General features: G+C 52.0%; 24 protein-coding genes and 1 riboswitch. Of the genes, 21 read left to right on the top strand and 3 right to left on the bottom strand.

Annotated elements, in window-relative coordinates; all coding sequences use genetic code 11:
- The first annotated feature begins 101 nt into the window (after positions 1 to 101).
- From ABID13_RS23530 to ABID13_RS23480, 11 genes are all read left to right on the top strand, one after another.
- Entirely contained in the window at positions 102 to 785 is a 684-nt protein-coding gene (locus ABID13_RS23530) for a GyrI-like domain-containing protein (protein ID WP_048930715.1), read from the top strand.
- Entirely contained in the window at positions 782 to 1,555 is a 774-nt protein-coding gene (locus tag ABID13_RS23525; protein WP_048930714.1) for an inositol monophosphatase family protein, read from the top strand. Before ABID13_RS23530 ends, ABID13_RS23525 begins: the two co-directional genes overlap by 4 nt.
- 117 nt (positions 1,556 to 1,672) lie before the next feature.
- Positions 1,673 to 2,659 (top strand): diaminopimelate dehydrogenase, encoded by a 987-nt coding sequence (locus tag ABID13_RS23520; protein WP_007869965.1) that lies wholly within the window; start codon positions 1,673 to 1,675, stop codon positions 2,657 to 2,659.
- A 93-nt stretch (positions 2,660 to 2,752) separates the two neighbouring features.
- Positions 2,753 to 2,848: riboswitch (NiCo riboswitch) on the top strand.
- Positions 2,849 to 2,907: 59 nt separating this feature from the next.
- On the top strand, positions 2,908 to 3,879 hold the full coding sequence (locus tag ABID13_RS23515) for a cation diffusion facilitator family transporter (RefSeq protein ID WP_242849286.1): 972 nt from the start codon (positions 2,908 to 2,910) through the stop codon (positions 3,877 to 3,879).
- A gap of 59 nt (positions 3,880 to 3,938) precedes the next feature.
- Complete coding sequence (locus ABID13_RS23510) at positions 3,939 to 5,972, top strand: molybdopterin-containing oxidoreductase family protein (protein ID WP_048930713.1); 2,034 nt, start codon at positions 3,939 to 3,941, stop codon at positions 5,970 to 5,972.
- Between the two features lie 68 nt (positions 5,973 to 6,040).
- Entirely contained in the window at positions 6,041 to 6,247 is a 207-nt protein-coding gene (locus tag ABID13_RS23505) for a DUF378 domain-containing protein (RefSeq protein ID WP_007869958.1), read from the top strand.
- 222 nt (positions 6,248 to 6,469) lie between these two features.
- A complete protein-coding gene (locus ABID13_RS23500; protein WP_045091989.1) occupies positions 6,470 to 7,492 on the top strand; it encodes a GGDEF domain-containing protein in 1,023 nt (340 codons plus the stop codon).
- A gap of 15 nt (positions 7,493 to 7,507) precedes the next feature.
- Positions 7,508 to 8,401 (top strand): DUF1266 domain-containing protein, encoded by an 894-nt coding sequence (locus tag ABID13_RS23495; protein WP_048930712.1) that lies wholly within the window; start codon positions 7,508 to 7,510, stop codon positions 8,399 to 8,401.
- 289 nt (positions 8,402 to 8,690) lie between these two features.
- Entirely contained in the window at positions 8,691 to 10,637 is a 1,947-nt protein-coding gene (locus ABID13_RS23490; RefSeq protein ID WP_045091990.1) for an OPT family oligopeptide transporter, read from the top strand.
- A gap of 13 nt (positions 10,638 to 10,650) precedes the next feature.
- Positions 10,651 to 11,004: a PqqD family protein gene (locus ABID13_RS23485; RefSeq protein WP_117451190.1), complete on the top strand. Its 354-nt coding sequence runs from the start codon at positions 10,651 to 10,653 to the stop codon at positions 11,002 to 11,004.
- Between the two features lie 307 nt (positions 11,005 to 11,311).
- Positions 11,312 to 12,610: a DUF1576 domain-containing protein gene (locus ABID13_RS23480; RefSeq protein ID WP_045091992.1), complete on the top strand. Its 1,299-nt coding sequence runs from the start codon at positions 11,312 to 11,314 to the stop codon at positions 12,608 to 12,610.
- Between the two features lie 9 nt (positions 12,611 to 12,619).
- Here the strand turns inward: ABID13_RS23480 and ABID13_RS23475 are convergent, their stop codons facing one another.
- Positions 12,620 to 12,925, bottom strand: coding sequence for an AzlD domain-containing protein (locus ABID13_RS23475; protein WP_007869944.1), 306 nt, complete (start codon positions 12,923 to 12,925; stop codon positions 12,620 to 12,622).
- Positions 12,915 to 13,637: an AzlC family ABC transporter permease gene (locus ABID13_RS23470; protein ID WP_048930711.1), complete on the bottom strand. Its 723-nt coding sequence runs from the start codon at positions 13,635 to 13,637 to the stop codon at positions 12,915 to 12,917. The genes ABID13_RS23475 and ABID13_RS23470 overlap by 11 nt, the downstream gene beginning before the upstream one ends.
- A 310-nt stretch (positions 13,638 to 13,947) precedes the next feature.
- On the opposite strand from ABID13_RS23470, the gene ABID13_RS23465 reads away from it, so the two are divergent.
- The 10 genes from ABID13_RS23465 to ABID13_RS23420 all read left to right on the top strand — a co-directional run bounded on the left by ABID13_RS23465 (position 13,948) and on the right by ABID13_RS23420 (position 25,703).
- Positions 13,948 to 14,433, top strand: coding sequence for a MarR family winged helix-turn-helix transcriptional regulator (locus ABID13_RS23465; protein WP_242849285.1), 486 nt, complete (start codon positions 13,948 to 13,950; stop codon positions 14,431 to 14,433).
- Between the two features lie 96 nt (positions 14,434 to 14,529).
- Entirely contained in the window at positions 14,530 to 16,281 is a 1,752-nt protein-coding gene (locus ABID13_RS23460; protein WP_007869936.1) for an ABC transporter ATP-binding protein, read from the top strand.
- On the top strand, positions 16,278 to 18,167 hold the full coding sequence (locus ABID13_RS23455) for an ABC transporter ATP-binding protein (protein ID WP_048930710.1): 1,890 nt from the start codon (positions 16,278 to 16,280) through the stop codon (positions 18,165 to 18,167). Before ABID13_RS23460 ends, ABID13_RS23455 begins: the two co-directional genes overlap by 4 nt.
- A gap of 446 nt (positions 18,168 to 18,613) precedes the next feature.
- Positions 18,614 to 19,048: a PTS sugar transporter subunit IIA gene (locus ABID13_RS23450; protein ID WP_007869932.1), complete on the top strand. Its 435-nt coding sequence runs from the start codon at positions 18,614 to 18,616 to the stop codon at positions 19,046 to 19,048.
- Between the two features lie 38 nt (positions 19,049 to 19,086).
- Positions 19,087 to 20,274 carry a glycoside hydrolase family 88 protein gene (locus ABID13_RS23445; protein ID WP_334291752.1) on the top strand — a complete coding sequence of 396 codons (1,188 nt, stop codon included), beginning with the start codon at positions 19,087 to 19,089 and terminating at the stop codon, positions 20,272 to 20,274.
- 58 nt (positions 20,275 to 20,332) lie between these two features.
- Entirely contained in the window at positions 20,333 to 20,824 is a 492-nt protein-coding gene (locus ABID13_RS23440; RefSeq protein WP_007869926.1) for a PTS sugar transporter subunit IIB, read from the top strand.
- A gap of 23 nt (positions 20,825 to 20,847) precedes the next feature.
- Entirely contained in the window at positions 20,848 to 21,636 is a 789-nt protein-coding gene (locus ABID13_RS23435) for a PTS mannose/fructose/sorbose/N-acetylgalactosamine transporter subunit IIC (protein WP_048930808.1), read from the top strand.
- Positions 21,626 to 22,435, top strand: coding sequence for a PTS system mannose/fructose/sorbose family transporter subunit IID (locus ABID13_RS23430; RefSeq protein ID WP_007869921.1), 810 nt, complete (start codon positions 21,626 to 21,628; stop codon positions 22,433 to 22,435). Before ABID13_RS23435 ends, ABID13_RS23430 begins: the two co-directional genes overlap by 11 nt.
- A gap of 210 nt (positions 22,436 to 22,645) precedes the next feature.
- Entirely contained in the window at positions 22,646 to 24,646 is a 2,001-nt protein-coding gene (locus tag ABID13_RS23425; RefSeq protein WP_048930709.1) for a heparinase II/III family protein, read from the top strand.
- Between the two features lie 52 nt (positions 24,647 to 24,698).
- Positions 24,699 to 25,703: a LacI family DNA-binding transcriptional regulator gene (locus ABID13_RS23420; RefSeq protein WP_007869918.1), complete on the top strand. Its 1,005-nt coding sequence runs from the start codon at positions 24,699 to 24,701 to the stop codon at positions 25,701 to 25,703.
- A 59-nt stretch (positions 25,704 to 25,762) separates the two neighbouring features.
- Here ABID13_RS23420 and ABID13_RS23415 read toward each other — a convergent pair whose 3' ends face one another.
- Positions 25,763 to 26,284, bottom strand: coding sequence for an ECF transporter S component (locus ABID13_RS23415; protein ID WP_197092208.1), 522 nt, complete (start codon positions 26,282 to 26,284; stop codon positions 25,763 to 25,765).
- Positions 26,285 to 26,323: the final 39 nt, after the last annotated feature.

Raw genomic sequence — 26,323 nt, 5'->3', positions numbered from 1 at the left:
TCCTTTTGTTTGATCCATTTGACTTTTTCACAGACGGATATTAGAATGAAAAGGTATACAAAAAGAAAAATATTCTAGTAAAACAAAGGAAGGTGACTGCAATGCCGTTTGACTTTAAAAAGGAGTACAAAGAATGTTACATGCCAAAGGACCAGCCTGAGTTTGTTACGGTTAAGCCGGCCAGGTACATAGCTGTCCGCGGAAAGGGCGATCCCAACGAAGAGGGGGGAGAATACCAGCGCGGGGTGGGGATTTTATATGCAGTCGCCTATACCATAAAGATGAGCTATAAGGGACCCTACAAGATCGATGGCTTTTTTGAGTATGTGGTTCCTCCTCTGGAGGGCTTCTGGTGGCAGGACGGCGTTGATGGCGTGGATTATTCGGACAAAAGCAGTTTTAACTGGATCAGCGTGATCCGGCTGCCGGATTTTGTGAAAAAAGAGGACTTTGACTGGGCGGTAAGGGAGGCGGAGAGAAAGAAAAAACTGGACTGTTCCCTTGCCGAATATCTTACCATAGATGAAGGACTGTGTGTCCAGATCATGCACCACGGCGCATATGATGAGGAGCCAGCCACCGTTGCCAGGATGGATGGGTACATCGCCGCCAACGGCTATGAAAACGATTTAAGCGCCACCCGCCTGCACCATGAAATCTATCTTTCCGATCCCAGGAAGACCGAGGCTTCCAGGCGGAAGACAGTGATCCGGCATCCCGTAAAAATGGGTGCGGAGGAGACTCCGAGAGTACACATAGAAAGACAGGAGGACGTAAGAAGATGAAGGTTGACGCGGCAAAGATAATGGAGCTTGCAAGGACGGTAAAGCCCCTGTTTTTAGACCATGAGGGGGCATCCAGGATCCAGGTTAAGGGGGTGGCGGATTTTGTGACCCAGGTGGATCTCCAGGTGCAGGAGATGATACAGAAGGGGCTTAGAAACTTGTATCCGGATATCCAGTTTATGGGGGAGGAAAAGGATAACAGTGAGATCGACTTTTCAGGAGCTGTGTGGATCCTGGATCCTGTGGACGGAACCACCAACCTGATCCATGACAATAGAAACAGCGCGCTGTCACTTGCGCTCTGTGACAACAGGCAGTTGGAACTGGGGATTATTTACCAGCCCTACACGGACGAGATGTTTTATGCGATCCGGGGAGGAGGGGCATGGCTCAATGGAAAACCCATCCATGTAAGCGGTGTGGACACCATGGAGAGAAGCCTGATCGCCATTGGCACCAGCCCTTATGACCACCAGCTGGCGGACAGGAATTTCCAGGATTTTAAACAGGTGTTTCTGCGCTGCTCCGATATCAGGAGGAACGGATCTGCGGCCATAGAACTTGCCCATGTGGCCTGCGGCCGCACGGATGCTTATTTTGAGAGGGTGTTAAGACCCTGGGATTTTGCCGCTGGAATGCTGCTGATACAGGAAGCTGGAGGAAGGGTTACCGGTTACAATGGTGAGGATCCGGATGTTTCAGTGCCCAGTTCTATTGTGGCCAGCAATGGCCTGATCAGCAAAGAACTGCTGTCGATCCTGTCAGCCTGAAAAAAGTAAGTACAGTAAAAGACCAGGATTATACTTTAGAGAAAAAAACTTGCCATTCACCTTTAGCTATAGTATAATTTACAAAAATTAAAAACATATGCAAAAGGAGTGTTGTACATGGCGATCAGAGTGGGAATTTTAGGATACGGCAACCTTGGAAGAGGCGTGGAGTGTGCGGTCAGGCACAATCCGGATATGGAACTGAAGGCTGTTTTCACCAGGAGGGATCCGGCGGGCCTTCAGATCCTTACGGAAGGGGCAAAGGTTTTATCAGCAGAGGATGCTCCCTCCATGAAGGATGAGATCGATGTTTTGATCCTCTGCGGCGGAAGCGCCACGGATCTTCCTGTGCAGACGCCCCAGATGGCGGAATATTTTAATGTGATCGACAGCTTTGATACCCATGCCAATATTCCTCAGCATTTTGACGCGGTGGACAGGGCTGCGAGGGCAGGCGGACATATAGGAATCATTTCCGTTGGCTGGGATCCGGGCATGTTTTCACTGAACCGCCTGTATGCCAGCGCTGTCCTTCCGGGCGGCAGGGACTATACCTTCTGGGGCCGGGGCGTAAGCCAGGGCCATTCGGACGCCATCCGCCGCATCCATGGGGTGAAGGATGCAAGGCAGTATACCATTCCGGTGGAGGAAGCGCTGACAGCGGTGAGAAGCGGGAGCTGCCCGGAGCTTACCACCAGGCAGAAGCACACAAGGGAGTGTTTTGTAGTGGCAGAAGAGGGGGCGGATCTTAAGGCCATTGAAACGGCCATTGTGACCATGCCCAACTATTTTGCAGACTATGATACCACGGTACATTTTATCTCGGAGGAGGAACTTCTCCGTGACCATGCAGGGATCCCCCACGGAGGTTTTGTCATCCGCACAGGCAAGACAGGCTGGGAGGATGAGAACAGCCATGTGATCGAATACAGCCTGAAGCTGGATTCCAATCCTGAATTTACAGCTTCCGTGATCGCGGCCTATGCAAGAGCCGCCTACCGGTTGAGCAAAGAAGGGCAGACCGGATGCAGGACTGTGTTTGACATTGCGCCGTCTTACCTCAGCGCCCAGGAGGGGGAAGAACTTAGAAAGCACCTTCTGTAAACCTATATAGCACAAATCGAATCATTCCATCATACCTTAATACAAACGGATATAAACCGATATATCCGGATCCATTGCACTGCATATAGAGCTACAGTACAATCTGAACAGGCCTGATATGGAATGAAACCATAAAGGAGCCGGGCCGCAACATGCGGCAGCAGGTAGGAAAGCACCTGTGGGACAGTCGTTTACTCGTATTGTCCCGCAGGTGTTTTTTATTGTTTTAATTGGGAGGAAGTGGTTGGATGAGACGGATGTGCATACTGCAGAAGATTCAACAGAGATTACAGCGGGGCCTTCGGGGCCAAGGGAATGGAGGGCGTACGGACAAAGACCTGGCTTTGCATGTGTCCTGGATCAGTATCCTGGTCAATGTTGCCCTTACTATTGGAAAATTGTCGGCCGGTATCCTGGCCCATTCCAATGCAATGATATCGGATGCGGTCCATTCCGCATCGGATGTGTTCAGTACACTGATCGTAATGGCCGGAGTGACTATGGCGGCAAAACAGTCGGATAAAGAACATCCCTTTGGACATGAACGGATGGAATGTGTGGCGGCCCTGTTTTTGGCAGTGGTCCTTCTGGCCATTGGGGCGGGTATTGGGTTTGGAGCGGTGAGGACCATTTTCTGGAATCACGGGACCGCAGCTGTGCCGGGATTTTTGGCCATGGCTGCGGCCTTGGTCTCCATCGGCGTGAAGGAATGGATGTACCGGTATACGAAAAAGGCTGCCTCAGAGATCCGCTCAGGCGCCCTGATGGCGGATGCCTGGCATCACCGCTCAGACGCACTGTCCTCCATCGGAGCCCTGGTAGGGATCGGCGGGGCGCGTCTGGGAATACCCCTTATGGATCCGGCCGCCAGCCTGGTCATCTGTATTTTCATAGGAAAGGCGGCCCTGGATGTGTTAAGGGATTCCCTGAACCAGATGGTGGATAAAGCATGTGATGATGAAACCTCGGATTCCATTAGGATGGCGGCTTTAAGGTCTGACGGTGTGGAGCGGGTGGACGGACTGAAAACACGCCTGTTCGGGCCAAAGGTATATGTGGAGATCGAGATAGCGGTGGACAGGAACATGAAGCTGGAACAGGTCCACCATATTGCGAAAAATGTTCATGACGCAGTGGAGGAGGAATTTCCTCAGGTCAAGCACTGCCTGGTGCAGGTCAACCCTCTTTCGGGGGAGGAGGGGGAGGAAAGATTGGTTTGACGGATGAGGAAAAACTATCTATACTTAACCATGGATAACATGGTTAAGGGAGAGATAAGATGACAGAGTTAAGACATACCCAATGGAAGAAGACAATATGCCCTTATGACTGTCCCACGTCCTGTGGTTTGCTGGCGGAAACAGATGGAAGGCATATCCTGAACATTAAGGGGGATCCGGAGCATCCGGCCGCCAAAGGACTGATCTGCAGGAAAATGCACCGGTATATGGATTCCATCCATTCCCCGGACCGGATCCTCACCCCTCTGAAACGGACAGGGGAAAAGGGGGAGGGGAAATTCATGCCCATCACCTGGGAGGCGGCAGTAGATGAGATAACCGGAAGGTGGAAAGAAATCCTTAAGGAGGAAGGCGGAAATGGAATCCTTCCCTTTTATTACTCCGGGGTCATGAGCGTGGTCCAGCGCAAATGCGGGGATGCCTTCTTTAACAGGATGGGCGCCTGTTCCCTGGTGAAGACCCTGTGTTCTTCGGCCAAGGGGGCGGGATATGAGGCGGTTATGGGCCATACCGGCTGTCTGGATCCCCGTGAGCTTTGTGACAGTGATCTTCTCATAGTCTGGGGCAGCAACATGATGGCTACCAGGCTTCAGGCCATGCCTGCTTTAAAGGCGGCCAGGGGCGGGGGAAAGCGTGTGGTGCTCATAGAGGCCTGTGGGGAGGATATGGCGCCCTATTGTGACCAGATCGTCCTCATACGGCCCGGCACGGACGGGGCCCTGGCTTTGGCCATGATGCATGTGCTTGTAGAGGAGGGACTGGAGGACAGGGAGTTCCTGGAAGAATATGGGGAAGGATTCCCGGAATTTAAGGATACACTGAAAGACTACACCCCAAAGTGGGCGGAGGAGATAACCGGCATTCCCTCCTTGGTGATCCGTTCCCTGGCTCTGGAATATGGCCGTGCATCCCGTCCGGCCATCATACTGGGGAGCGGTCCGTCCCGCTACGGCAATGGGGGGATGACCGTGCGGCTGATCACCATATTGTCTGTATTCACCGGGGCATGGGGAAAACCGGGAGGCGGCCTGTGCGGCTGCAGTCCCACGGCAGGTCCCTATGTGGATGACGCTTTGGTGACCAGACCGGATTTCAGGAAGACGCCGGGCAGGAAGGTAAACCTTAATCTGCTGGGGAATGCGTTAAATGGGGACAGGAACAATGTTCCTGTAAAAAGCCTCTATGTATATGGCAGCAATCCGGTGGGGTCGGTGTGCGGCCAGACCCAGGTGATCAAGGGACTGAGGCGGCCGGATCTGTTTACGGTTGTCCATGAACGGTTTATGACAGACACGGCCCGGTATGCGGACATCATCCTGCCTGCCGCATTTTCCGTGGAGCAGTCGGACTGTTACCTGGCCTACGGATACTGTACCTTCGGGACTGCCTATAAACTGACGGAGCCTGCGGGACAGTGCAAAAGTAACTGGAATACCTTTTCTATCCTGGCTCAGGCCATGGGATATGAGGAGGAGTATTTTAAACGGTCAGAGGAGGAGATGGTAGAGAAACTGTTAGAGGAGCCGGGCCCGGGTCTGGGGCATGTGTCCGGCGAAGAATGGGAAATACTGAGAAAGGGCGGCGTCATATCCACCCCCTTTGCAGACCACAGGCTGTTTCGCACAGCTTCCGGGAAGATCATGATCGTAAATCCCAAGCAGCCAAACCCCATGCCCTGCTATCTGCCTGCCCACGCAGGAGTATATCCCCTGCGGCTGATCGCGGTGCCAAGCCAGTACACCCTGAACTCCATTTTCCTGGACAGGGAGGAACTGACCGCCGGACGGGGGGCCATGAAACTGATGATCCATCCTGTTGATGCGGACAGCCGGAGAATCCGGGACGGTGATCCGGTTATTGCCTTTAACGAACTGGCAGAGGTGGAATTTACTGCCCGGGTGACAGAACTGGTTGCTCCCGGCACGGCTGCGGCTGCGGGAATTTATTCCATGGCTTCCCGGGGAGCCGGGCTGCTGGTCAATGCGCTCCACCACCAGAGACTGTCGGATATAGGGGAGGCCACCACTTTAAATGATAATAGGATCGATATCCGTTCAGCAGTAAATGTATAAAATTCCATTTTCAGGTACATACTGTAACTGGGTATAAGCCAAATGTCCAAATAAGGAGGTTAACATCTATGGGAAATAAGGCTTTAGATTGTACCGCCCTGACAGTAAGCCTGATTGGGGCAATCAACTGGGGACTGGTAGGATTCTTTAATTTCAACCTGGTATCGTGGATTTTTGGAAACACTTCCTGGATTACCAGGGTCATTTATGCGCTGGTTGGTCTGTGCGGACTGTATCTGATCACTTTTTACTCACGAACAGGACAGGAAGCATAACTGGATACAGCAGAACAGGAACCTGTAAGGCGCGGGGAAAGAAACCCTAAGCCGCGGGTTCCTGTTTTTGTTTTACTGGGCGCTTCCCATATTTCCTGGTAAATCATTACATTTTCCTGAATTTTTTGCCCGCCGTATGTCTATGGATTATAATATGTGCTACAATAGAAAACAACATAAAGTCTGACAGATATATGGCAGATCAAGACAGGGGGTAGAAATATGAGCCAGTATTTATGCCCTGCTTCAGCGCGCGCCAAAAAGAACAAGCTGGAACAGGGGAATATACGATTTTATTCTGAGAAGGAGACAGACTGGCTTACAGGACTTTATAACAGGGAAGCGATGGCCCAGAGGATTACTGCATACATAAGGAAAGGGCTTTCCGGTACCATGATCATGCTGGACCTGGATCATTTTAAACAGGTAAATGACAGGTATGGACATATGGCAGGAGACCGGCTCCTTCAGAGCGTTGCCGCGGTTCTTAAAAAAATGGCCGGAAGCAACAGTCTGGTTGGAAGGGTCGGCGGTGATGAGTTTCTTATCTTTATCAGCAGCGATATGCCGCAGGAGGAGCTGATGGGCAGGTGCCGGAGGATCAGAGAGAGGTTTCAGCACGTTTATCTGAGCCAGTCCACCCTGATCCATCTCAGCCTGACCGTATCCGGCGTGACCAGCACCGGGTTTAAGCGGTACGAGGATATGTACGACTGTGTGTGCAGGAAAGTAAGGGAGATCAAGCGTTCCGAAAAGCAGGAAAAGGAACGGGGAAACGGCCCTGTTCGCAGAAAGCCGGAACTGGTGGAACCGGATATGAGCCTGATTGCAGATGACCTGGGGGAGGATGACCGGGGACCCGGGGCATACTGCCAGGATTACGAGACATTTAAACAGGTATACCGTCTGACCGAACGCAGGCTTCGGAGGGAGATCAGGGGAGTATTTCTGATCCTGTTCACTCTGACGGATCAGGACAAATGTTTTCTTGACATGGAACGGCAGGCCAGGGAGATGGAGCGGCTGGGGGACGGGATCAGGAAAAGTCTTCGCATGGGGGACTTGTATACCCGGTACAGCAGCTGTCAGTACCTGGTCATGGTGTCGGATATTAATGAGGAAGAGGCTGTGATGATCGCACGGAGGATATCGGATGTTTATTACGGCGGGCAGGAGAATGACGGCAGTGTAATACTGCGCTGCAGCTATCCTTTAAAGCCGGAGGATAAAGGATGGAGCGTTTGAGTGGGGAGGCGGGAAATGAAGGGTAAGATAAAAGCAGGAAGGATTTTTGTACTGGCCATACTATGTTCGCTGGCCCTGTGCTTTACCGTGTATGGGAACTGGAAGAACGAGGGCGGCCAGTGGCACTACTATGACAACAATGGGCAGATGGTAAAGAATGATTTTAAAAAGTCGGGGGATACCATGTTTTATCTGGATGAGAACGGAAATATATCCAAGAATTGTGAAAAGGTGATCGGAAACTATCTGTATCAGTTTGACGAACAGGGGAAATTTATCCGCTCCAAGCTGGGAACGGACGGACAGCCCGAGTACCTGGAAGGTGATTATGCCCTGAATCACCGGCAGCAGTATCTGAACAAGACGGCCAATCCATATAATGACGATCAGGTGGTACAGTGGTTTAATGCCACCTATGCCATCCTGACCAAAAGCAACAGCTGTAATATCCGCGCTTACGGCGGTACTCTGATGCTGTCGGGAGTCGAGGGGGAGGACGGGGCTTCCTCGGATGCATATACAAAGGAACAGAACCGGAAAATGCTGTCTTCCAGTTGGGGTGTCACTGACAGGGCCAGCGCGGACGCTGTTCTGGAACGATTGCTGGAATCGGGCGGAGCTACAGGCTCCGCATGGGATTACAGCCGGGCGATGTCCAATCTGGGGTTTTATTATCTGGCCGGTTACTATACCATGGATGAAGCCATGAACCGCTCCCTGGAGGTGGCAAAGACGATCCAGTCCACCTACCACTCATGGGATGAGTTTATATCCAGCTATCTGGCCGGTTACAATGCGTGGGCCGGAAGGGAAGCAGAGGGCCGTGAGTCCATTTATAAAGGGCTTAAGGGAAGCGCCTTTAATCCCTATGCGGTGGATTGGAATCTGGAACTAAAAAAGACCTGGTAGGGGGAGAGTACTGGAATTCATGGATGAGATCCGCGCCTTCCGGGGACCTTCCTTTGCCTGTGAGAAGTAAGATCAAGAGAAAAATGAAATAAAAATAATTTCCGGCCCATATCCTGAAATCTAAAGGTTTAATTAATTAAATAAAGGATATGGGCTAAAAATTTGCCAAAATATGCATTTTAACTTTAGAAATTTCATGTAAATCTTACCATTTTCCTAAAAAATATGGAAATAATTTTTAATCGGTGTTATAATAGGGCGATATTATAATCAAAGGAGTGATAGATACATGAAAGATGAAAATGGTTTTAAACCATTCATACCGGCTGATAAGGTGGTTCCGGAGATAACCTGGGTGTCCATTGTCCTGGGTATTCTTCTGGCGGTGCTGTTTGGCGCGGCCAATGCCTACCTGGGGCTTCGGGTGGGCATGACCGTGTCCGCATCCATCCCCGCAGCCGTTATATCCATGGGGGTGATCCGGGTGATCTTAAAAAGAGATTCCATCCTGGAGAACAACATGGTACAGACCATTGGATCTGCAGGCGAATCAGTGGCTGCAGGTGCGATCTTTACCCTTCCCGCTTTATTTATGTGGATGAGCGAGTGGGGGGAGGGAGCTCCGTCCCTGGTTGAGATCTCCCTCATTGCCCTGTGCGGCGGTGTACTGGGCGTACTCTTTATGATCCCCCTTCGCCAGGCTCTGATCGTAAAAGAACACGGAAACCTTCCCTATCCCGAGGGCACTGCGTGTGCGGAGGTGTTGATCGCTGGAGAGCAGGGCGGTTCCAAGGCCGGTGTTGTGTTTGCCGGAATGGGCATTGCTGCCGGTTATAAGTTCATTGCAGACGGCCTGAAGCTGTTCCCCAGCGATGTGGATTACGATATCCGGAAATACGGCGGCGGCGTAGGAATCTCCGTACTTCCGGCTTTAGCCGGTGTGGGATATATCTGCGGGCCAAAGATTTCTTCTTATATGTTCTCAGGCGGAATCATTTCATGGCTGATCCTGATGCCCATCATCAAGCTGTTCGGCAGCGGCCTTACGGAGCCATTTGCTCCGGCAACTGTCCTGATCAGTGAGATGGGCAGCCAGGCCATGTGGGGTTCCTATATCCGTTATATCGGCGCAGGCGCCGTGGCAGCTGCGGGTATGATCAGCCTGATCAAATCCCTTCCCATGATCGCCGCCACCTTCATGGATTCAATGAAGGATTTAAAGGGCGGACGCCAGACATCCACCCTTCGTACGGACCAGGATATTCCCATGAACATTGTGCTGCTCGGCGTGCTGGCAGCCGTGGTGGTCATCTGGCTGGTGCCGGCAGTTCCCGTAACATTTGTGGGAGCCCTTTTGATTGCTGTATTTGGTTTTCTGTTTGCAGCAGTGTCCTCACGTCTGGTGGGACTGGTTGGTTCCTCCAACAACCCTGTATCCGGTATGGCCATCGCCACCCTTCTGGTATCTGCACTGGTGCTTAAGGCGGTGTCGGGATCTGGCCATGACAGCATGATGGGCGTGATTGCCATCGGGGGTGTCATCTGTGTCATTGCCGCTATAGCAGGGGATACCTCTCAGGATCTAAAGACAGGCTTCCTGGTGGGGTCCACCCCTAAAAAACAGCAGCTGGGCGAGCTGATCGGCGTCATATCCTCAGCCATTGCCATCGGCGGCGTACTCTACCTGTTAAACCAGGCATGGGGATATGGTTCCACAGAACTTCCGGCGCCCCAGGCCATGATCATGAAGACCGTGGTAGAGGGGGTTATGGATGGTAATCTTCCCTGGAACATGATCCTGGCAGGCGGAGCTATTGCTGTTGTGATTGAAATTTTGGGCATTCCCGTTATGCCTGTGGCTGTGGGATTGTACCTGCCTTTGAGGACTACCGCGGCCATCATGGTGGGCGGATTGATCCGCCATTGGTTTGAGAAGCGTAAATTTGCAAAGGAGGAGGACAGGAAGGAAGCCGTGGACAAGGGTATCCTTTATACCTCCGGTATGATCGCGGGGGAAGGCCTGGTGGGTATCCTGCTGGCCGTGTTCGCTATTATTCCGTTCGCCAATCCAAGAGGCGGGAACCTTAGCAATTTCCTGGACCTGTCCGCCATGGATAACGGGCTGGGTGCATTTCTTGTAAGCCCGGGCGCCAAGATTGTTTCCTTGGTCGTATTCGCGCTTCTGATGCTCACCCTGTGCAAATTCACGATCTGGCATAAGGACAATAAGAAATAAAGGATGGTATAAGTTGAGCCGTATAAAGATTAAAGACAGAAATTATCTGGAGCAGATACCTGTCAAAAATCCTGAATTTCCCTGGAAAGAGAACGAACAGGGGATCGTAACCGTGGATATGGTGCATAAAGGTCTGTTTGACAAGCTTGCCCAGAAGCTGTGGATCACGCCCAAAGTCAGCCATATCAAGCTGGACCGGTTCGGAAGCTTTGTATGGAAACAGATTGACGGCAGCCGCAGCCTTATTGAGATCGGGATCCTGGTAAAGGAAGAATTCGGTGACAAGGCGGAGCCTTTGTATGAGCGTCTTGCCAAGTATTTCGACATGCTGAAGAACAACAGGTTTGTTTCCTATAGGAAGCAGTAGATGGTAATAGAACATAACAGAAACAGTTAACAGAAACAAGTTGAATCCGGCCGGAAATAAAAGAGTAAGCCGCTGTCTGACAGTGGGTGAACATTTATTTCCGGCTGTTTTTGTTTGCTGTCATTTCGCGGCGATTTGCAATTTCTTGCGTTTTCCGGATGGTGTTCCGCAGACTGGGCCATCTGCATTTTGCTTTCCCATCCTTCCAATAAGATGATAAATTTGGCATTTAAAGTAAAAAATGTCTTTGCTAAATGCCCCTCTATCAGTTATGATAAATAAAGAGTTGTGATTGGGAGGAAACGATATGAATCAATTGGAGGAGTTCCAGGAGATGAGATCTCTGACGAGGACGCAGAAATTCGGTCTGCTTTCCCTGATTCCGGTCTATTTTATTGTGATAGGGCTGTTGGTTCAGCCCATCCCGGAGATCGGACCCGGCATTGTACGGATCATCAGGGAGCCGGATTTTCTAATTACGGATTATTTTGTTGTGGGCGGTGTGGGGGCTGCCCTGATCAACGCAGGTATGCTGACCCTTATGAGTATAGGGATCATCTACTTTATGGGGATGGATATGGACGGGCATACCATCACTTCCAGCTGCCTGATGTTCGGCTTTTCGCTGTTTGGAAAGAATCTGCTGAATATATGGGCAATTTTGGCAGGGGTATACTTATATGCCAAATACCATAAGACATCCATGAGGCGTTACATCTATATCGGTCTGTACGGTACCAGCCTTTCCCCCATCATTACGCAGCTGATGCAGGTGGGAAGCCAGCCCGTGATCGTGCGCCTGTTCATATCCATTGGTGTGGGACTGATCATCGGCTTTGTGCTGCCGCCTCTCAGTACCCATGTCCACTACGCCCATAAGGGATATTCCCTTTATAATGTGGGATTTGCCGCCGGTATCATTGCCACGGTGATCGTGTCCGTGATCAAGTCCTTTGGCGTGGAGGTGGAGACAAGGCTGATCTGGTCCACGGGCCATAACCGGATGTTTGGAATCCTTTTGTCCCTGCTGTTTGCGGGCATGATCGTATTTGGCGTGGCGGTCAGGGGGAAAGGCATTATAGAGTCCTACTGCAGGATACTGAAATCCTATGGCATCGGCGGTACGGATTATCTGAGGGACGAGGGCGGTGCCACCACTGTTTTTAACATGGGGGTAAACGGACTCTTTGCCACCTTCTTTTCACTTGCAGTGGGGGGAGACTTAAACGGACCCACCATATGCGGGATCTTTACCATTGTGGGCTTCAGCTCCACGGGAAAGCATCTGAGGAATATCGCACCTATTATGCTGGGGGTTTACCTGGCCAGTTTTACAAAGACATGGGAGATCTATCAGCCATCCCCCATGCTGGCACTTTTGTTCTCCACCACCCTGGCGCCTGTGGCAGGGGAGTTCGGGGCAGTAGTGGGAATGATAGCCGGCTTCCTCCACTCATCGGTTGCATTGAATGTAGGGATCGTGTATGGCGGGATGAACCTTTATAACAATGGTTATGCGGGGGGGATCGTGGCCATATTCATGGTGCCGGTGGTGCAGTCCATCAGGGACAGGAGAGCCAGAGCCAGGGGCGGATTGTCACTGTAGCGCAAAACCCTACAGAAACAATTCCAGGACCAGCACGGCAGCGCAGCCGGCCAGGGAGACCTGGAACAGGCTTTTGCCCCTGTAGGCCAGAAGAATGGCTATGGCCAGGGCGGCGGCGCCGGACCATATGGATGCCGTTGCATACAGGATGGCAGGGAAAGTCATGACAGACAGCGTTACATAAGGGACATAATACAGGAAGGACTTTATATAAACATTCTTAATTTCCTTTTTTATCAATGTAAGCGGCAGGAGTCGGATCAGGTAGGTGACTCCTGCCATTACCAGTATATAGAGGTATACGTTATGATTCATTGACCGGTTCCTCCTTTACAGGGAAAAGGATTGCTGCTGCACCTGCAATCATGATGGTGAGTATAATGATCTTAAAGCCTGATGATATGTGGTCCAGGGCCGGGATCCGGGTAAAGAGGAAGCTGAGGGCCATGGATGCCAGGATCACGCCGGTGAGGATACGGTTGCCTTTGGCCGGGGGGATGACCACTGCCAGGAACATTCCGTAAAGGGCCACGTTCAGGGCGCTGAGAAGGCGGGCCGGGAGAAGGTCTCCGGAGATCGCCCCCAACAGGGTTCCCAGGGTCCAGCCGGGCACCGCAACGCATATGAGGCCGTAATTGTAAAAAGGACTCAGCATTCCGGGCCTGCACACGGATACGCCGAATATTTCGTCCGTCACGCCGTAGGCCATGAGAAATCGGTGGAAAGAGGGAATGCCTGATTCCAGTTTCTGCGACAGGGAGCAGGACATGAGGCAGTAGCGCAGATTGATGATCAGCTGGGTCACGGCCATTTCCACAAAGGGGGCTCCTGCCTGGATAATGCCCAGGGCTGCAAACTGGCCTGCGCTGGTAAGGTTGGTAAAGGACATGGCCACAGCCTGCCAGGTATCAAGTCCTGCCCCCCGTGCCATGATGCCGAATGTAAAGGATACGGCCAGATAGCCCAGCCCGATGGGAACACCGTCTTTCAGGCCGTATCTGAATTGGGATCCATTGCTATTTTTCATCTTTTCCTCCGATTGAGACGTCCACCCTATTCATGGCGAGTCATAACAAATTTGCCTTGGCGGGAGCCTTGATCCCCTTACGGGATAAAGCCGCCGGCGCCTTTTCCATTATATCAGGAATCTTCCGGATGTAAATTGGGTTTTTGCTAAAAAAGGGGAAATATTGCATGGCATGGCCTGTTACAAATGTGTGAAGTTGATTGACATTCCACTGTGCGTGGCGTAATATTGTTAGGAAGCTAACAGATTAAGGGAATATCCGGAGGCCATTGGAGAAGTGTTTCTTTATCATGAAGGGAGTTTTTGTCTTATGAGCGTACATTCAGGTCCGTCAGATCCCGCGCCGGTCAGTCCAAAGGCGGCCGGAACATTGCCGGTCAATCCCACGGTCCGGCTGATCGCCACGCTTTCCAACCTGGTCAGAAGAAAGATTGACAGTCTGGACTGCATCGCAGGCCTGACCCCGGCACAGAACGGGATCCTTCATTTTATCCTGAGCCGTCATAAGGAGAGGGATCTGTTCCAAAAAGATGTGGAGGAGGAGTTTAACCTGCGCCGTCCCACGGCAACGGAGATCCTGAAGCTGATGGAGAAACGGGGACTTATTTACAGGGAGGAGGCATCCCACGATGCCAGATGTAAGAAGATCATTGCCACTGAAAAGGGAGCCGGGATGGAGGAGCAGGTACTGCGGGACATCCTGGAAATGGAACATCTGGTCACCAGGGGGATACCCCAGAGGGAGCTTGAGGCATTCATTGCCACCGGTATGAAGATGATAAATAATCTTATGTGATGGGAAAGGGCCTATGGCCGCAAGGGGCGGCATTTATCTAGGCTCTTTAAATTACCTTAAAATCAGGAAAATGAAACAATGAAGGAGGTTTTAACTGTGATAGGGCAACATAAAAAAACGATCCGGACCCTGCTTTCCTCGGTCCGGGAATATAAAAAGCCCTCGCTCCGGTGCCCTGTATTCGTGGTTCTGGAGGTGTTGATGGAGGTGCTGGTGCCGGGTGTAATGGCACTTATCATTGACAGGGGGATCAATGGAGGAAGCATCCATTATATCCTTAAGGTGGGGCTGGTGCTGATCATCATGTCCATGCTGGCCCTGTTTTTTGGGATCATGGCAGGCACCAATGCCGCAAAAGCCTCAGCCGGCATGGCAAAAAATCTGAGAAAGGATATGTTTTACCGCATACAGGATTTTTCATTTGCCAATATTGACCGGTTTTCGCCTTCCAGCCTGGTGACCAGGCTGACCACGGATGTGACCAATGTGCAGAACGCATACCAGATGGTGATCCGAATCGCCATACGTGGGCCCATCATGCTGGTGTTCGCCCTTCTCATGGCGTTGAGGATCAGCAGGGAACTGTCCACTATTTTCTTTGTCATACTTCCCGTGCTGGGGGCAGGGCTGTTCTATATTGTGATCAAGGCCCACCCGTATTTTGAGGCGGTGTTTAAGCGCTATGATGTGCTGAACCGGGTGGTCCAGGAGAACCTAAACGCCATCCGCGTGGTAAAAGCCTATGTGAGGGAGCCTTATGAGGCGGAGAAATTCCACCGCATATCCCAGGATGTGTTTTACCAGTTTAAATATGCGGAAAAAATTGTGGCATGGAACAGTCCGCTGATGCAGTTTTGCATGTACAACTGTATTCTGCTGGTGTCGGGACTGGGAGCCAGGCTGATCGTGGGAAACAGCATGTCCACAGGCGAGCTGACCAGTATGATCATCTATGCGGTACAGATCCTTTCCAGCCTTATGATGCTGTCCATGGTGTTTGTTATGGTCATCATGGCCCGCTCCTCCGCGGAGCGTATTGTGGAGGTGCTGGAGGAGACCAGTACCCTAAATGCCCCGGAACATCCTGTCCATGAGGTGGCTGACGGCAGCATTGACTTTGAACATGTAAGCTTCAGCTACATAGGAGACAAGGAGAAGCTGGCCCTTAAGGATGTGGATATCCATATCCGGTCCGGGGAAACCGTAGGGATCCTGGGCGGCACAGGCAGTTCCAAGACCACTTTGGTACAGCTGATCCCAAGGCTTTATGATGTGACACAGGGAAGACTTTTGGTGGGAGGCCGGGATGTGAGGGAATATGATCTGGAACGCCTCAGGGACCAGGTGGCCATGGTGCTCCAGAAAAATGTCCTGTTCACCGGCACCATCCGCGACAACCTGAAATGGGGGAACCCACAGGCATCGGATGAGGAAATGATCCATGCATGCAGGCTGGCCCAGGCGGATGAGTTTGTACAGCAGTTTCCGGACCGGTATGACACATTTTTGGACCAGGGGGGAACCAATGTGTCGGGGGGCCAGAAACAAAGGCTCTGCATTGCCAGGGCACTGTTAAAAAAGCCCAGGATACTCATACTGGACGATTCCACCAGCGCAGTGGACACCAAGACGGATGCGCTGATCCGAAGGGCTTTCAGAGAGGAGATACCGGATACCACCAAACTGATCATAGCACAAAGGATCTCCTCGGTGGAGGATGCTGATAAAGTGATCGTGCTGAACAACGGCAGGGTGGACGATTTCGGCACTCCCTCAGAGCTCCTTGAGAGAAACAAAATATACAGGGAAGTGTACCAGTCCCAGAAGAAAGGAGGAGAGGAAGAATGAGAAAGGACAATCATTCATTTAAGCTTAACAGCCATTATGCCAGAACGGCAAAGCGGCTCATGGGATATGTGGCCAGCACTTACAGGCTGCAATTTGTCTGTGTACTGATCACTATTGTGGTCAGCGCTCTGGCCAATGTGGCAGGCCCTCTGTTCCTTATGGTTCTGATCGATGACTTTATCACCCCTCTCCTGGGGCGGCAGGGTCCGGATTTTACATCCCTGAACCATGCCATGATGGGGCTGGCCGTATTCTATGTGGTGGGTGTGGCCTGTACCTATATCTATAACCGCCTGATGGTGAATATCGGCCAGGGCGTGCAAAAGAGGATAAGGGATGAGATGTTTGAGCACATGCAGAGCCTTCCCATCCGTTACTTTGACCAGCATCCCCACGGGGAACTGATGAGCCGGTATACCAATGATATCGATACTTTGCGGCAGATGATCAACCAGGCGCTGCCCATGGCATTTTCCTCCCTGATCACCATCATCGCCATCTCAGGGGTAATGATAAGCATCAGCCTTCCCCTGTCCGTGCTGGCAGCGGCCATGGTGATCCTCATGCTGTTTGTCAGCCGTACACTGGCCGGAAGATGCGGGAAACATTTTGTGGCGCAGCAGCTGGCCATCGGCAGGGTGACCGGGTATATTGAGGAGCGCCTAAGCGGCCAGAAGGTGATCAAGGTGTTCAACCACGAGCCGGAGACAAAGGAGGAGTTTGACGCTCTGAATGAAACACTTTTTCACAGTGCCTTTAACGCCAACCGGTATGCCAATGTGATCATGCCGGTGATAACCAATATAGGAAACCTGCAGTTTGTGCTCACGGCCATCACGGGAGGAGTCCTTTCGCTCAGCGGCCTGGCCAGCCTGAGCCTGGGGCAGATCGCCTCCTATCTGCAGTTTACCAAGAGCTTTAACCAGCCCTTTGCCCAGATATCCCAACAGTCCAACTCCATTATCATGGCCCTGGCAGGGGCGGAGCGGATCTTCAACATGATGGATGAGGCGCCTGAGGCAGACCAGGGGGCTGTGACCCTGGTCAATGCCAGGGAAGGGGAGAACGGGGAGCTGACAGAGGTGGGGGAGCGCACCAACATATGGGCGTGGAAATATCCCAATGGCAACGGAACGTTTTCATATACGAAACTTAATGGGGATGTGCGGTTTCAGGATATGGATTTCGGATACGAACCGGGCCGCATGGTGCTGCACAACATAAGCCTGTATGCGAAGCCGGGGCAGAAGCTGGCCTTTGTGGGCTCCACGGGAGCCGGAAAAACCACCATCACCAATCTGATCAACCGGTTCTATGATATACAGAAGGGCTCCATTACCTATGACGGGATCGACATAGGAGAGATACGAAAGGATGATCTGCGCCATTCTCTGGGGATCGTGCTTCAGGACACCCACCTGTTTACCGGAACCATAAGGGAGAACATACGCTACGGCAAGCTGGATGCCACGGATGAGGAGGTTTACGGGGCGGCCATGCTGGCCAATGCGGACCAGTTCATAGGCATGCTGCCGCAGGGATATGACACCATGCTTACAGGAGACGGGGAGGAACTGTCTCAGGGGCAGCGCCAGCTTCTGGCCATTGCCCGGGCCGCCATTGCAGACCCGCCTGTCCTGATCCTGGATGAAGCCACTTCCAGCATTGATACCAGGACTGAGGCCCTGGTCCAGAGCGGGATGGATGAGCTGATGAAGGGCAGGACCGTATTTGTCATTGCCCACAGGCTGTCCACCATCCGCAATTCAGACGCTATCATGGTCCTGGACCATGGCAATATTGTGGAAAGAGGGGATCACGCCAGCCTGATCAGGGAAAAAGGAATCTATTATCAGCTGTATACAGGCGGACTGGAACTGGATTAAAAGCAGTTGATGAATGTATGATGGAATATAAAAAGCAGAAGTATGGGATGGACGGAGAAAGCCGCGCCGTCCCATGCTCCTGCTTTTTTTTTGTGTGGTGTCTCTGAGGGAACCGTTTGGACGGGTGCGGCAAGATAGGAATAAAACTTGTAAACCAAACGTGTAAACTTATTTTGTTTACCAAAACAGACGAATAGGAGAGAGCGATGTATAGGATATGAAAATTCCTAAAATTGGAGATTGAAATGTAATATATGCACAAAAAATACTATAAAAACTATGCAAAATAGCAGAAAATAATAAGGGATTCAATTTTCTATTGACATCTATAGTAAAGAATACTATACTTCAATCATGAGTAAACCGGTTTACTAAAAAGCGAAAAAGACAATGAATAACAAGGAAAAACAGGTAAACAAGCAGTAAACTTAGAAGGGAGTAAAGAAATGACAGGAATCATTGTAACAGGCCATGGACATTTCCCCACAGGGCTCTTAAGCGCCATTGCGCTGGTGGCAGGACGGCCTGAGAATACGGCCGGGGTGGATTTCCCGGAGGGGTGCAGCCCGTCTGATCTAAAGGAAGCCATGATAGGATCCGTAAAAGCCCTGGAGGGAGAGGAGATCCTGATTCTGGCCGACCTGGTGGGCGGAACGCCCTTTAATGTAGCGGCAGCCCTGAGGGAAGAACTGAGGGACAGGCGGATCAAGGTGATGGCAGGTGTCAATATGGCGGGGTTGGTGGAAGCGGTGTTCTCCAGACCCGTGTACGGTCTGGATGAACTGGCGGCAGCCGTGCTGGCAGCGGGCAGAGAGGGGATCAGGGACCTGGACTGCCTGGACAGTGAAGGGCAGGAACCGGAATTCGAGGACGGCCTGTAAAGAATATGATAGTATAAGGATGGGGAAAGGGAGACATGATGAGAGAGATACATGTGGAACCAATCAAAAAAAAGGACATCTACCTTGCAGGCGGACTTCTCTCCAGACAGGAGGTGGAGGAAGCCATTGACCGTGTGGTCGGGCAGGTGCGCTGTAATATGAAGTATTTCGGAACAAAGTTCCCTTCTTCGGCGGCGAAGGACCAGACATACGGCATCATTGAAAATATTGAATGGACAGACGGTTTCTGGACAGGACTTTTGTGGCTGTGCTATGAGTACACCGGGGATGGGGAATTTCGCCGTCTGGCGGAACAGAATGTATCATCATTCCTGAACCGTGTGGAAAAACGCATTGAACTGGACCATCACGATTTGGGATTCCTTTACAGCCTTTCCTGTGTGGCCGGCTATAAGCTGACCGGTTCTGAGGAAGGGAAAAGAGCGGGGCTTCTGGCAGCGGATAAGCTCTTGGAGCGCTTTCAGGAAAAGGGCGGTTTCATCCAGGCCTGGGGAGAGCTGGGAGCCAGGGATAATTACCGTCTGATCATTGACTGCCTTTTAAATATTCCTCTGCTGTACTGGGCATCCCAGGTGACAGGGGATGATACATATAAAAATGCGGCGGTACGCCATTATGAAACCGCCTGCCGGTATGTGATCCGTGAGGATGCCTCCGCATACCACACCTTCTACTTTGATCCTGAAACAGGGGAGCCGGTCAGGGGCGTCACCAGGCAGGGATACAGTGATGAGTCGGCCTGGGCCAGGGGCCAGGCCTGGGGGATATACGGAATCCCGCTGAATTACAGATACACAAGGGACAGCAGTGCGTTGCCGCTGTTTGAGGGAATGACTAATTACTTTCTCAACCGCCTGCCTCAGGATGATGTGTGCTACTGGGATCTGATCTTTACGGACGGGGACTGCCAGTCCAGGGATTCCTCAGCCGCCGCTGTGGCGGTGTGCGGTATCCATGAGATGCTAAAGTACCTTCCCGAGGTACATCCGGAAAAAGAGACCTATCAACACGCAATGCACAGCATCCTGAAGGCGCTGATGACCGGATACACCAATCCGGATATCAGGGAAGGCGCGCCCGTACTTCTTCACGGCGTCTACTCCTGGCATTCGGGAAAAGGGGTGGATGAGGGGAATATATGGGGAGACTACTATTATATGGAAGCGCTGATGCGTTTTTACAAAGACTGGAACTTATATTGGTAAAATAAACCGCTCCGGCGTCTGAAGGACGGATGACGGACAGCCATAGGAGGATATGAGAATGGCAGAACCAAATATTGTAGCATTCAGAATTGATGAGAGGCTGATCCACGGACAGGGACAGCTCTGGATCAAGGCGCTGGGGGTAAACACGGTGATCGTGGCCAACGACTCAGCCAGCGAGGATCCCATGCAGCAGACGCTGATGAAAGCCGTGGTGCCTAAAACTATTGCAATGCGTTTCTTTTCCATCCGGCACACCTGTGATGTGATCATGAAGGCATCCCCGAAGCAGACCATATTCATTGTGTGCAAGACAACCGGGGACGCCCTTAAGCTGGTGGCGGGCGGAGTTCCTGTAAAGGAGATCAATGTGGGCAATATCCATCATGCGCCGGGCAAGGAGGATGTAAGCAAATACATTGCCCTGGGGGAGGATGACAAGGCGGCCCTGCGGAAAATGCGGGATCAATATGGGATCACTTTTAACACAAAGACCACTGCTTCCGGGGATGACGGGGCTGCAAAAGTGGATTTGAATAAATACTTATAAAAAGGAGAATGGAGGGATTGATTGTGACAATCAGTATGTTTCAGTGTTTACTTATCGGTTTATGGACAGCTTTCTGTCTGGCAGGTATGCTGTTCGGTATCTATACCAACAGGTGCCTTGTAATGGCGGCAGGCGTGGGCCTGATCTTAGGGGATCTGCCAACCGGACTTGCCATGGGAGCTGTGGGAGAACTTGCGTTTATGGGATTCGGCGTATCCCAGGGAGGTTCCGTGCCTCCTAACCCCATGGGCCCCGGCATTGTGGGGACCATTATCGCCATTACCATGAAGGATTCGGGGATCGATGTGGGATCGGCCCTGGCGCTTTCCTTCCCCTTTGCAGTTGCATTCCAGTTTGTGATCACAGCCACCTACACATTTGCCACCACGCTCACCAGCTTTGCCTATAAAGCGCTGGACAAAAAGGATTTCAGAGGATTCCGCATTGCGGCCAATGCCACCGTATGCGTGTTCGCGGTGGTTGGTTTTATCATTGGATTTGGCGGCGCCTTCAGCTCCGAAGGCCTTTCAAAGGTCATCTCCCTGATTCCGGCCTGGCTCAGCAATGGACTGGGAGTGGCAGGGAAAATGCTTCCGGCCATTGGTTTTGCCATGATCCTCAATGTTATGGCTAAAAAGGAACTGATTCCTTTTGTACTGCTGGGCTATATCGCGATCGCATACCTGAACCTTCCTGTTATGGGGGTAGCGGTGATCGGAACAGCGATCGCATTACTTGTATTTTTTAACGCAGGCAGAGGATCCGGCGAATCTGTAGAAGAAGTGGAGGTTGAATTTGAAGATGGCATCTAATCAGTTGGAGAAAAAAGATTATTTAAAGACATCCCTGCGGGCGTATTTCCTGCAGAACGGTTTTAACTACGGCAATTACCAGGGCCTTGGATATGCCAATGTGCTGTATCCCTCCCTGCGCAAGATGTATAAGGATGATGATGACAAGCTTCAGGAAGCGTTAAAGGAAAACATTGAGTTTTTTAATACCAACATCCATTTTCTCCCATTTATTACCAGCCTTCATCTGGTAATGCTGGAGAACCGGACGCCTTCCAGCGAGATCCGCAATATCAAAATGGCTCTTATGGGCCCTCTGGCCGGAATCGGCGATTCCCTGGCCCAGTTTTGTCTGGCGCCCCTGTTTGCCACCATTGGAGCGTCACTGGCCATGGACGGCCTGATCATGGGACCCATCCTGTTCTTTGTGGCAATGAACATAATCCTTCTGGCAGCAAAGGTGCTCACAGGAATGTGGGGTTATAAACTGGGAACCAACATCATCGCCACCCTGAGCAGCAAGATGGAACAGATATCAGGGGTTGCAAGCATGATCGGTGTGACGGTCATCTCCGGACTGGCTGTTAACTTTGTAAAGATAACAACACCCATACAGTACGTGGCCAGCATGCCGGGAGACCAGCAGAAGATTGTGGCAATCCAGGATATGATCGATGCCATTGCCCCCAGGCTGCTGCCCGTATTGTTTACCGGGCTGATCTTCTACCTGATCAAGGTGAAGAAGTGGACCACGTATAAACTGGTCATCTTGACCATTGTGATCGGTGTGGTGCTTTCACTGCTGCATATAATTGCATAATGGCTGATGGAATCCGGGGCCGGATCGGGATGGACCTGCCCCGGGTCCGCTGAGGGAGGCGCCTGAACGGCACCTCCCTGTCCCGCATTATGGCGCTTTTTATCCCGCATCTGTCCGGAAAAGAGAGTGCGGAATGGGGGCGGTGCCCTGGGAAAAGAGAAAGCGGGATGGGGCGGTGCCCCGGGAAAAACAGAGGAACGGAGAGAGACTATGAAACAGGACAGATTCATGGCCCTGGCGGAACGGACCAGGGCCTATATAAAACAGTATGATCCGGCATTTGTGACAGAATATATGGTCGCCCACTGCCTGGACGAAGGGGAGAGGATCGTGGAGCAGGCGGAGCTTCTCATGGATCAGACCTTTATATTTGAGGACAGGTGGGATATGGAACCCTGCAGCACGCCCTATACCCTGAAGGAGATGGTGTGGGATCAAAGCCCCAACATGGATCCGGAATGGGTCTTTATGCTGAACCGCCATGAATACCTGCACAAACTTTTGCTGGCATTCCGTTTGACGGGAAAAGGGAAATATATTGAAAAGCTGATGTGGTACATGGACCACTGGATCGCGGGCAATCCCATATTGCCGGAAGGGTCCCTGACCACACGCTCCATTGATACGGGGATCCGGTGTATGAGCTGGCAGTTCCTTCTGGTGCATCTCATAGGGGAAGGGCTGATGGGACAAAGCCAGGCGGAAAAGATACTGGATAGCCTGAGCAGCCAATATCTTTATATGAAGAAAGGATATATTGACAAATATACCCTCAGCAACTGGGGACTGCTCCAGACCGCTGCCATCTGCCATGGTTATCTGTGGTTTGAAGAATATCTGCCCGGGGACGGGCTTAAGGAATGGGCGTGGGAGGAACTGGAAAACCAGCTGGCCCTCCAGGTGCTGGAGGACGGATCCCATTGGGAGCAGTCCATGATGTACCATATGGAGGTGCTCCTGGCATGTATGAGACTGCTGGCCTACTGGAAGGGGGATGTTCCTGCGGATAAGATATGGCTTAAAACAAAGACAGCTAAAATGAGCCGATATGTGATATATGCAGCCGGGCCGGATCATTGCCAGATGGCCCAGTGTGACAGTGATGTGACGGATGTAAGGGATGTGCTGACAAAGGCCGCTGTGCTCACTGGGGACGGGAAATGCCGTTTTGCCGGTTTTGGTTCCATGGACCTTGACAGCGCATGGCTTCTGGGGCGGGATGGGATCTGCGCATATGGGAGGCAAAAACCGCTGATGCCGGAGACCTTGTCCCTTCATGCAGAGGATTCCGGGAACATCTATGTGAGAAGCAGCTGGTCTGAGGACAGCCATTTTACCTATCTTACCTGCGGTTCCCTGGGCAGCAGCCATGGTCATGCGGACCTGACCCACATATCCCTGTATTATGAGGGAAAGCCATTCCTTGTGGACAGCGGACGGTATTCTTATATGGAAGAGGAGCCTTTGCGGCCGGCGTTAAAAAGTGCCCAGGCCCACAATGTCTGTGTGATCGATGGGGAATCCCAGGGGATTCCCAAAGGAGCCTGGGGATATGAGACATACGGGGAATGCCTGAAAAACTATTTCAGGGAGCAGGGACCGGTGCATTACTGTGAAATGGCGTATCACGGGACCCTTACAAGCGGTTCCGGGTATCTTGTGATCCGCCGGGTGCTGACGGCGGACCCCGGCATCTGGCTGATCGTCAATGACATAGAGTGCAGCGGCAGCCATGTGGTGGAGGAGTCCTATCATCTGGATCCCAGAGTGGAGGCATTGGGGGAACCGGGCGGGGAATGGAATCTGCGTGCTGGGAACAGCTGCCTGAAGCTGGCGGGGGCTGCCGGGTTTATAAAAACCGACTGTGTGGTGTCCGAAACCTACAATCATCTTTCACCGGCTTCCTGCCTGACAAAGAAAAGCAGGTTCACGGACAGGCACAGGGACTGGACCTGTCTGGCGGGAGCGGACATGGAGATGGGCAGTGTGCCTGTGTTCCAGTGGGGGAGTTCTGAACCCGTGCCCGGGACGGAGGTGGTTTCCAGGACCTTCACCTCGCCTTCGGGGGAAAACTGGACCTTCCTGATATGGAACAGGGAAACATGCAAGGGGGGCAAACTGTATCTGTGCAACGGCGTTCCCGTGTATGCAAAGGCAGCTGTGATCCGCAGCCTGAATGGGAATACCACACTTTACCGATTGAGAAATTAATGGTATAGTTATAAAAGTTATAAATCCTGTAAGCTGGGTGGTGGAGGCTGGTATGAAGAAACTGACGATTAATGAAATTGCTGAACGGGCGGGTGTTTCCAAGACAACGGTATCTTTCTATCTCAACGGTAAAACAAACAAGATGTCCGAGGAGACCAAACAGAGGATACAGCATATCATTAATGAAACCGGATATGAGCCCAGTGCGGCGGCCAGGGCCATGAAGGCCAAAAGCAGCGGCCTTATAGGCGTGATCCTGGGGGACAGCTCGGACCCTTACTGCGCACGGGCCTTAAAGGGAGTGGAGGACGCGGCCAGCGCCCAGGGGTATCAGATCATGATGGGCAACAGCGGTCTTGCATTCCAGCAGGAAAAGGACTATGTGGAGCGGATGCTGAAACTGGGGGCGGAGGGATTCATCATCCAGTCCACCTACCGGTTCGGTATGCTGGCCGGTGATCTGGAAAAGAAAAAAAAGCCCATTGTGTACCTGGATGCAAAACCTTATGATTTCAAGGGCAGGTATGTGAAGAGCAATAATTATGACTGTGTTTACCAGGTCATTTCCGAGTGTATAAAAAAAGGATATGAGGATTTCCTTATGATTTCGGACGGGGAGGCGGCCATCAGCGTGGGATTTGAGAACACCCAGGGGTATAAGGATGCCCTCCAGGACGCCTGCAGGGACGGGGGGACCCTGTATCTCCAGGACGGTATCAAATCAGACCAGGTGTATGGGATGCTGAAGGAAAAAGTGGATCTGAACAGAAAAACCCTGATCTATGTGGCCAGCCCGGGCCAGCTCCAGGTGGTGTACCAGGCGATCCGCAATTATCCGGATCATATGGGGCTGTTCCCGGACACGCTGGGCCTGGTGGGGTTTGATGTGGAAGGCTGGACCAGAATGACCACTCCGGCCATATCGGCGATCATCACCCCCGCCTATCAGGAGGGGGTCAGGGCCATGGAAGAACTGATCGATGTGCTGGACGGAAAGAAGCGGGACGGGGATGTAGTGTTTAAAAATATAGTCAAGTGGAGGGGGTCCACCCTCTGACATGCAGCAGGGGCAAAACTGGTTCCATAGGGATACCGGTTTTGCCCCTTTTCAGTTGGTTACGCGGCCATGGCTGCCTCAAGAGGTCTGCGCAGTACGGGATAGAGGGCGCAGGCGATGATGAGCCCGCCGGTTCCCTGGATCAGATTGGAGGGAACACTGGCCAGGGCAGCGCCTGTCCCATAGAGGAAGATCTCGCACAGGAAATATCCTCCCGCCACCACGGCCATATCAATGACCCCGCATCCGGCCACTGCCAGGTAAGAATTCCTGCCCTGGGACGATAAACCGCGGTAGAGCCTGCTGCTTAAATAGGCTACCAGTCCCTTGATCACAAAGGTGATGGGCACATAGATAAAATATCCGCCCAGAAGGTCCGCCATGGAGGAACCGATGCCTGCTGCCAGAAATGCCTCGGCCGGTCCCATGAAAATGCCGCAGAGTATCACCACAGCATCTCCGGGATGGATGTAGCCGCCGGTTCCGGGAGTGGGGATGCGGATGGACATGGTGGCCACGCAGGCCAGGGCGGCAAAAAGCGCGCACATAACAAGTTTTTTAGTGGAAAAACGTTCCATAATACAGAGTCCTCCTTGCTGCCTGAACATGTCAGGATGTTT

It is taken from the genome of Enterocloster citroniae (genome assembly GCF_040545455.1).
In the GTDB taxonomy this organism is placed as follows: domain Bacteria; phylum Bacillota; class Clostridia; order Lachnospirales; family Lachnospiraceae; genus Enterocloster; species Enterocloster citroniae.
The sequence above is the reverse complement of the archived record's forward strand: the minus strand, read 5'-3'. Positions and strand labels throughout refer to the sequence as shown.

Excerpts from the sequence above, each read along its gene's own strand:
- ABID13_RS23530 (WP_048930715.1), top strand. The coding sequence starts at position 102 with ATGCCGTTTGACTTTAAAAAGGAGTACAAAGAATGTTACATGCCAAAG.
- ABID13_RS23525 (WP_048930714.1), top strand. The coding sequence starts at position 782 with ATGAAGGTTGACGCGGCAAAGATAATGGAGCTTGCAAGGACGGTAAAG.
- ABID13_RS23520 (WP_007869965.1), top strand. The coding sequence starts at position 1,673 with ATGGCGATCAGAGTGGGAATTTTAGGATACGGCAACCTTGGAAGAGGC.
- ABID13_RS23515 (WP_242849286.1), top strand. The coding sequence starts at position 2,908 with ATGAGACGGATGTGCATACTGCAGAAGATTCAACAGAGATTACAGCGG.
- ABID13_RS23510 (WP_048930713.1), top strand. The coding sequence starts at position 3,939 with ATGACAGAGTTAAGACATACCCAATGGAAGAAGACAATATGCCCTTAT.
- ABID13_RS23505 (WP_007869958.1), top strand. The coding sequence starts at position 6,041 with ATGGGAAATAAGGCTTTAGATTGTACCGCCCTGACAGTAAGCCTGATT.
- ABID13_RS23500 (WP_045091989.1), top strand. The coding sequence starts at position 6,470 with ATGAGCCAGTATTTATGCCCTGCTTCAGCGCGCGCCAAAAAGAACAAG.
- ABID13_RS23495 (WP_048930712.1), top strand. The coding sequence starts at position 7,508 with ATGAAGGGTAAGATAAAAGCAGGAAGGATTTTTGTACTGGCCATACTA.
- ABID13_RS23490 (WP_045091990.1), top strand. The coding sequence starts at position 8,691 with ATGAAAGATGAAAATGGTTTTAAACCATTCATACCGGCTGATAAGGTG.
- ABID13_RS23480 (WP_045091992.1), top strand. The coding sequence starts at position 11,312 with ATGAATCAATTGGAGGAGTTCCAGGAGATGAGATCTCTGACGAGGACG.
- ABID13_RS23475 (WP_007869944.1), bottom strand. The coding sequence starts at position 12,925 with ATGAATCATAACGTATACCTCTATATACTGGTAATGGCAGGAGTCACC.
- ABID13_RS23470 (WP_048930711.1), bottom strand. The coding sequence starts at position 13,637 with ATGAAAAATAGCAATGGATCCCAATTCAGATACGGCCTGAAAGACGGT.
- ABID13_RS23465 (WP_242849285.1), top strand. The coding sequence starts at position 13,948 with ATGAGCGTACATTCAGGTCCGTCAGATCCCGCGCCGGTCAGTCCAAAG.
- ABID13_RS23455 (WP_048930710.1), top strand. The coding sequence starts at position 16,278 with ATGAGAAAGGACAATCATTCATTTAAGCTTAACAGCCATTATGCCAGA.
- ABID13_RS23450 (WP_007869932.1), top strand. The coding sequence starts at position 18,614 with ATGACAGGAATCATTGTAACAGGCCATGGACATTTCCCCACAGGGCTC.
- ABID13_RS23445 (WP_334291752.1), top strand. The coding sequence starts at position 19,087 with ATGAGAGAGATACATGTGGAACCAATCAAAAAAAAGGACATCTACCTT.
- ABID13_RS23440 (WP_007869926.1), top strand. The coding sequence starts at position 20,333 with ATGGCAGAACCAAATATTGTAGCATTCAGAATTGATGAGAGGCTGATC.
- ABID13_RS23430 (WP_007869921.1), top strand. The coding sequence starts at position 21,626 with ATGGCATCTAATCAGTTGGAGAAAAAAGATTATTTAAAGACATCCCTG.
- ABID13_RS23425 (WP_048930709.1), top strand. The coding sequence starts at position 22,646 with ATGAAACAGGACAGATTCATGGCCCTGGCGGAACGGACCAGGGCCTAT.
- ABID13_RS23420 (WP_007869918.1), top strand. The coding sequence starts at position 24,699 with ATGAAGAAACTGACGATTAATGAAATTGCTGAACGGGCGGGTGTTTCC.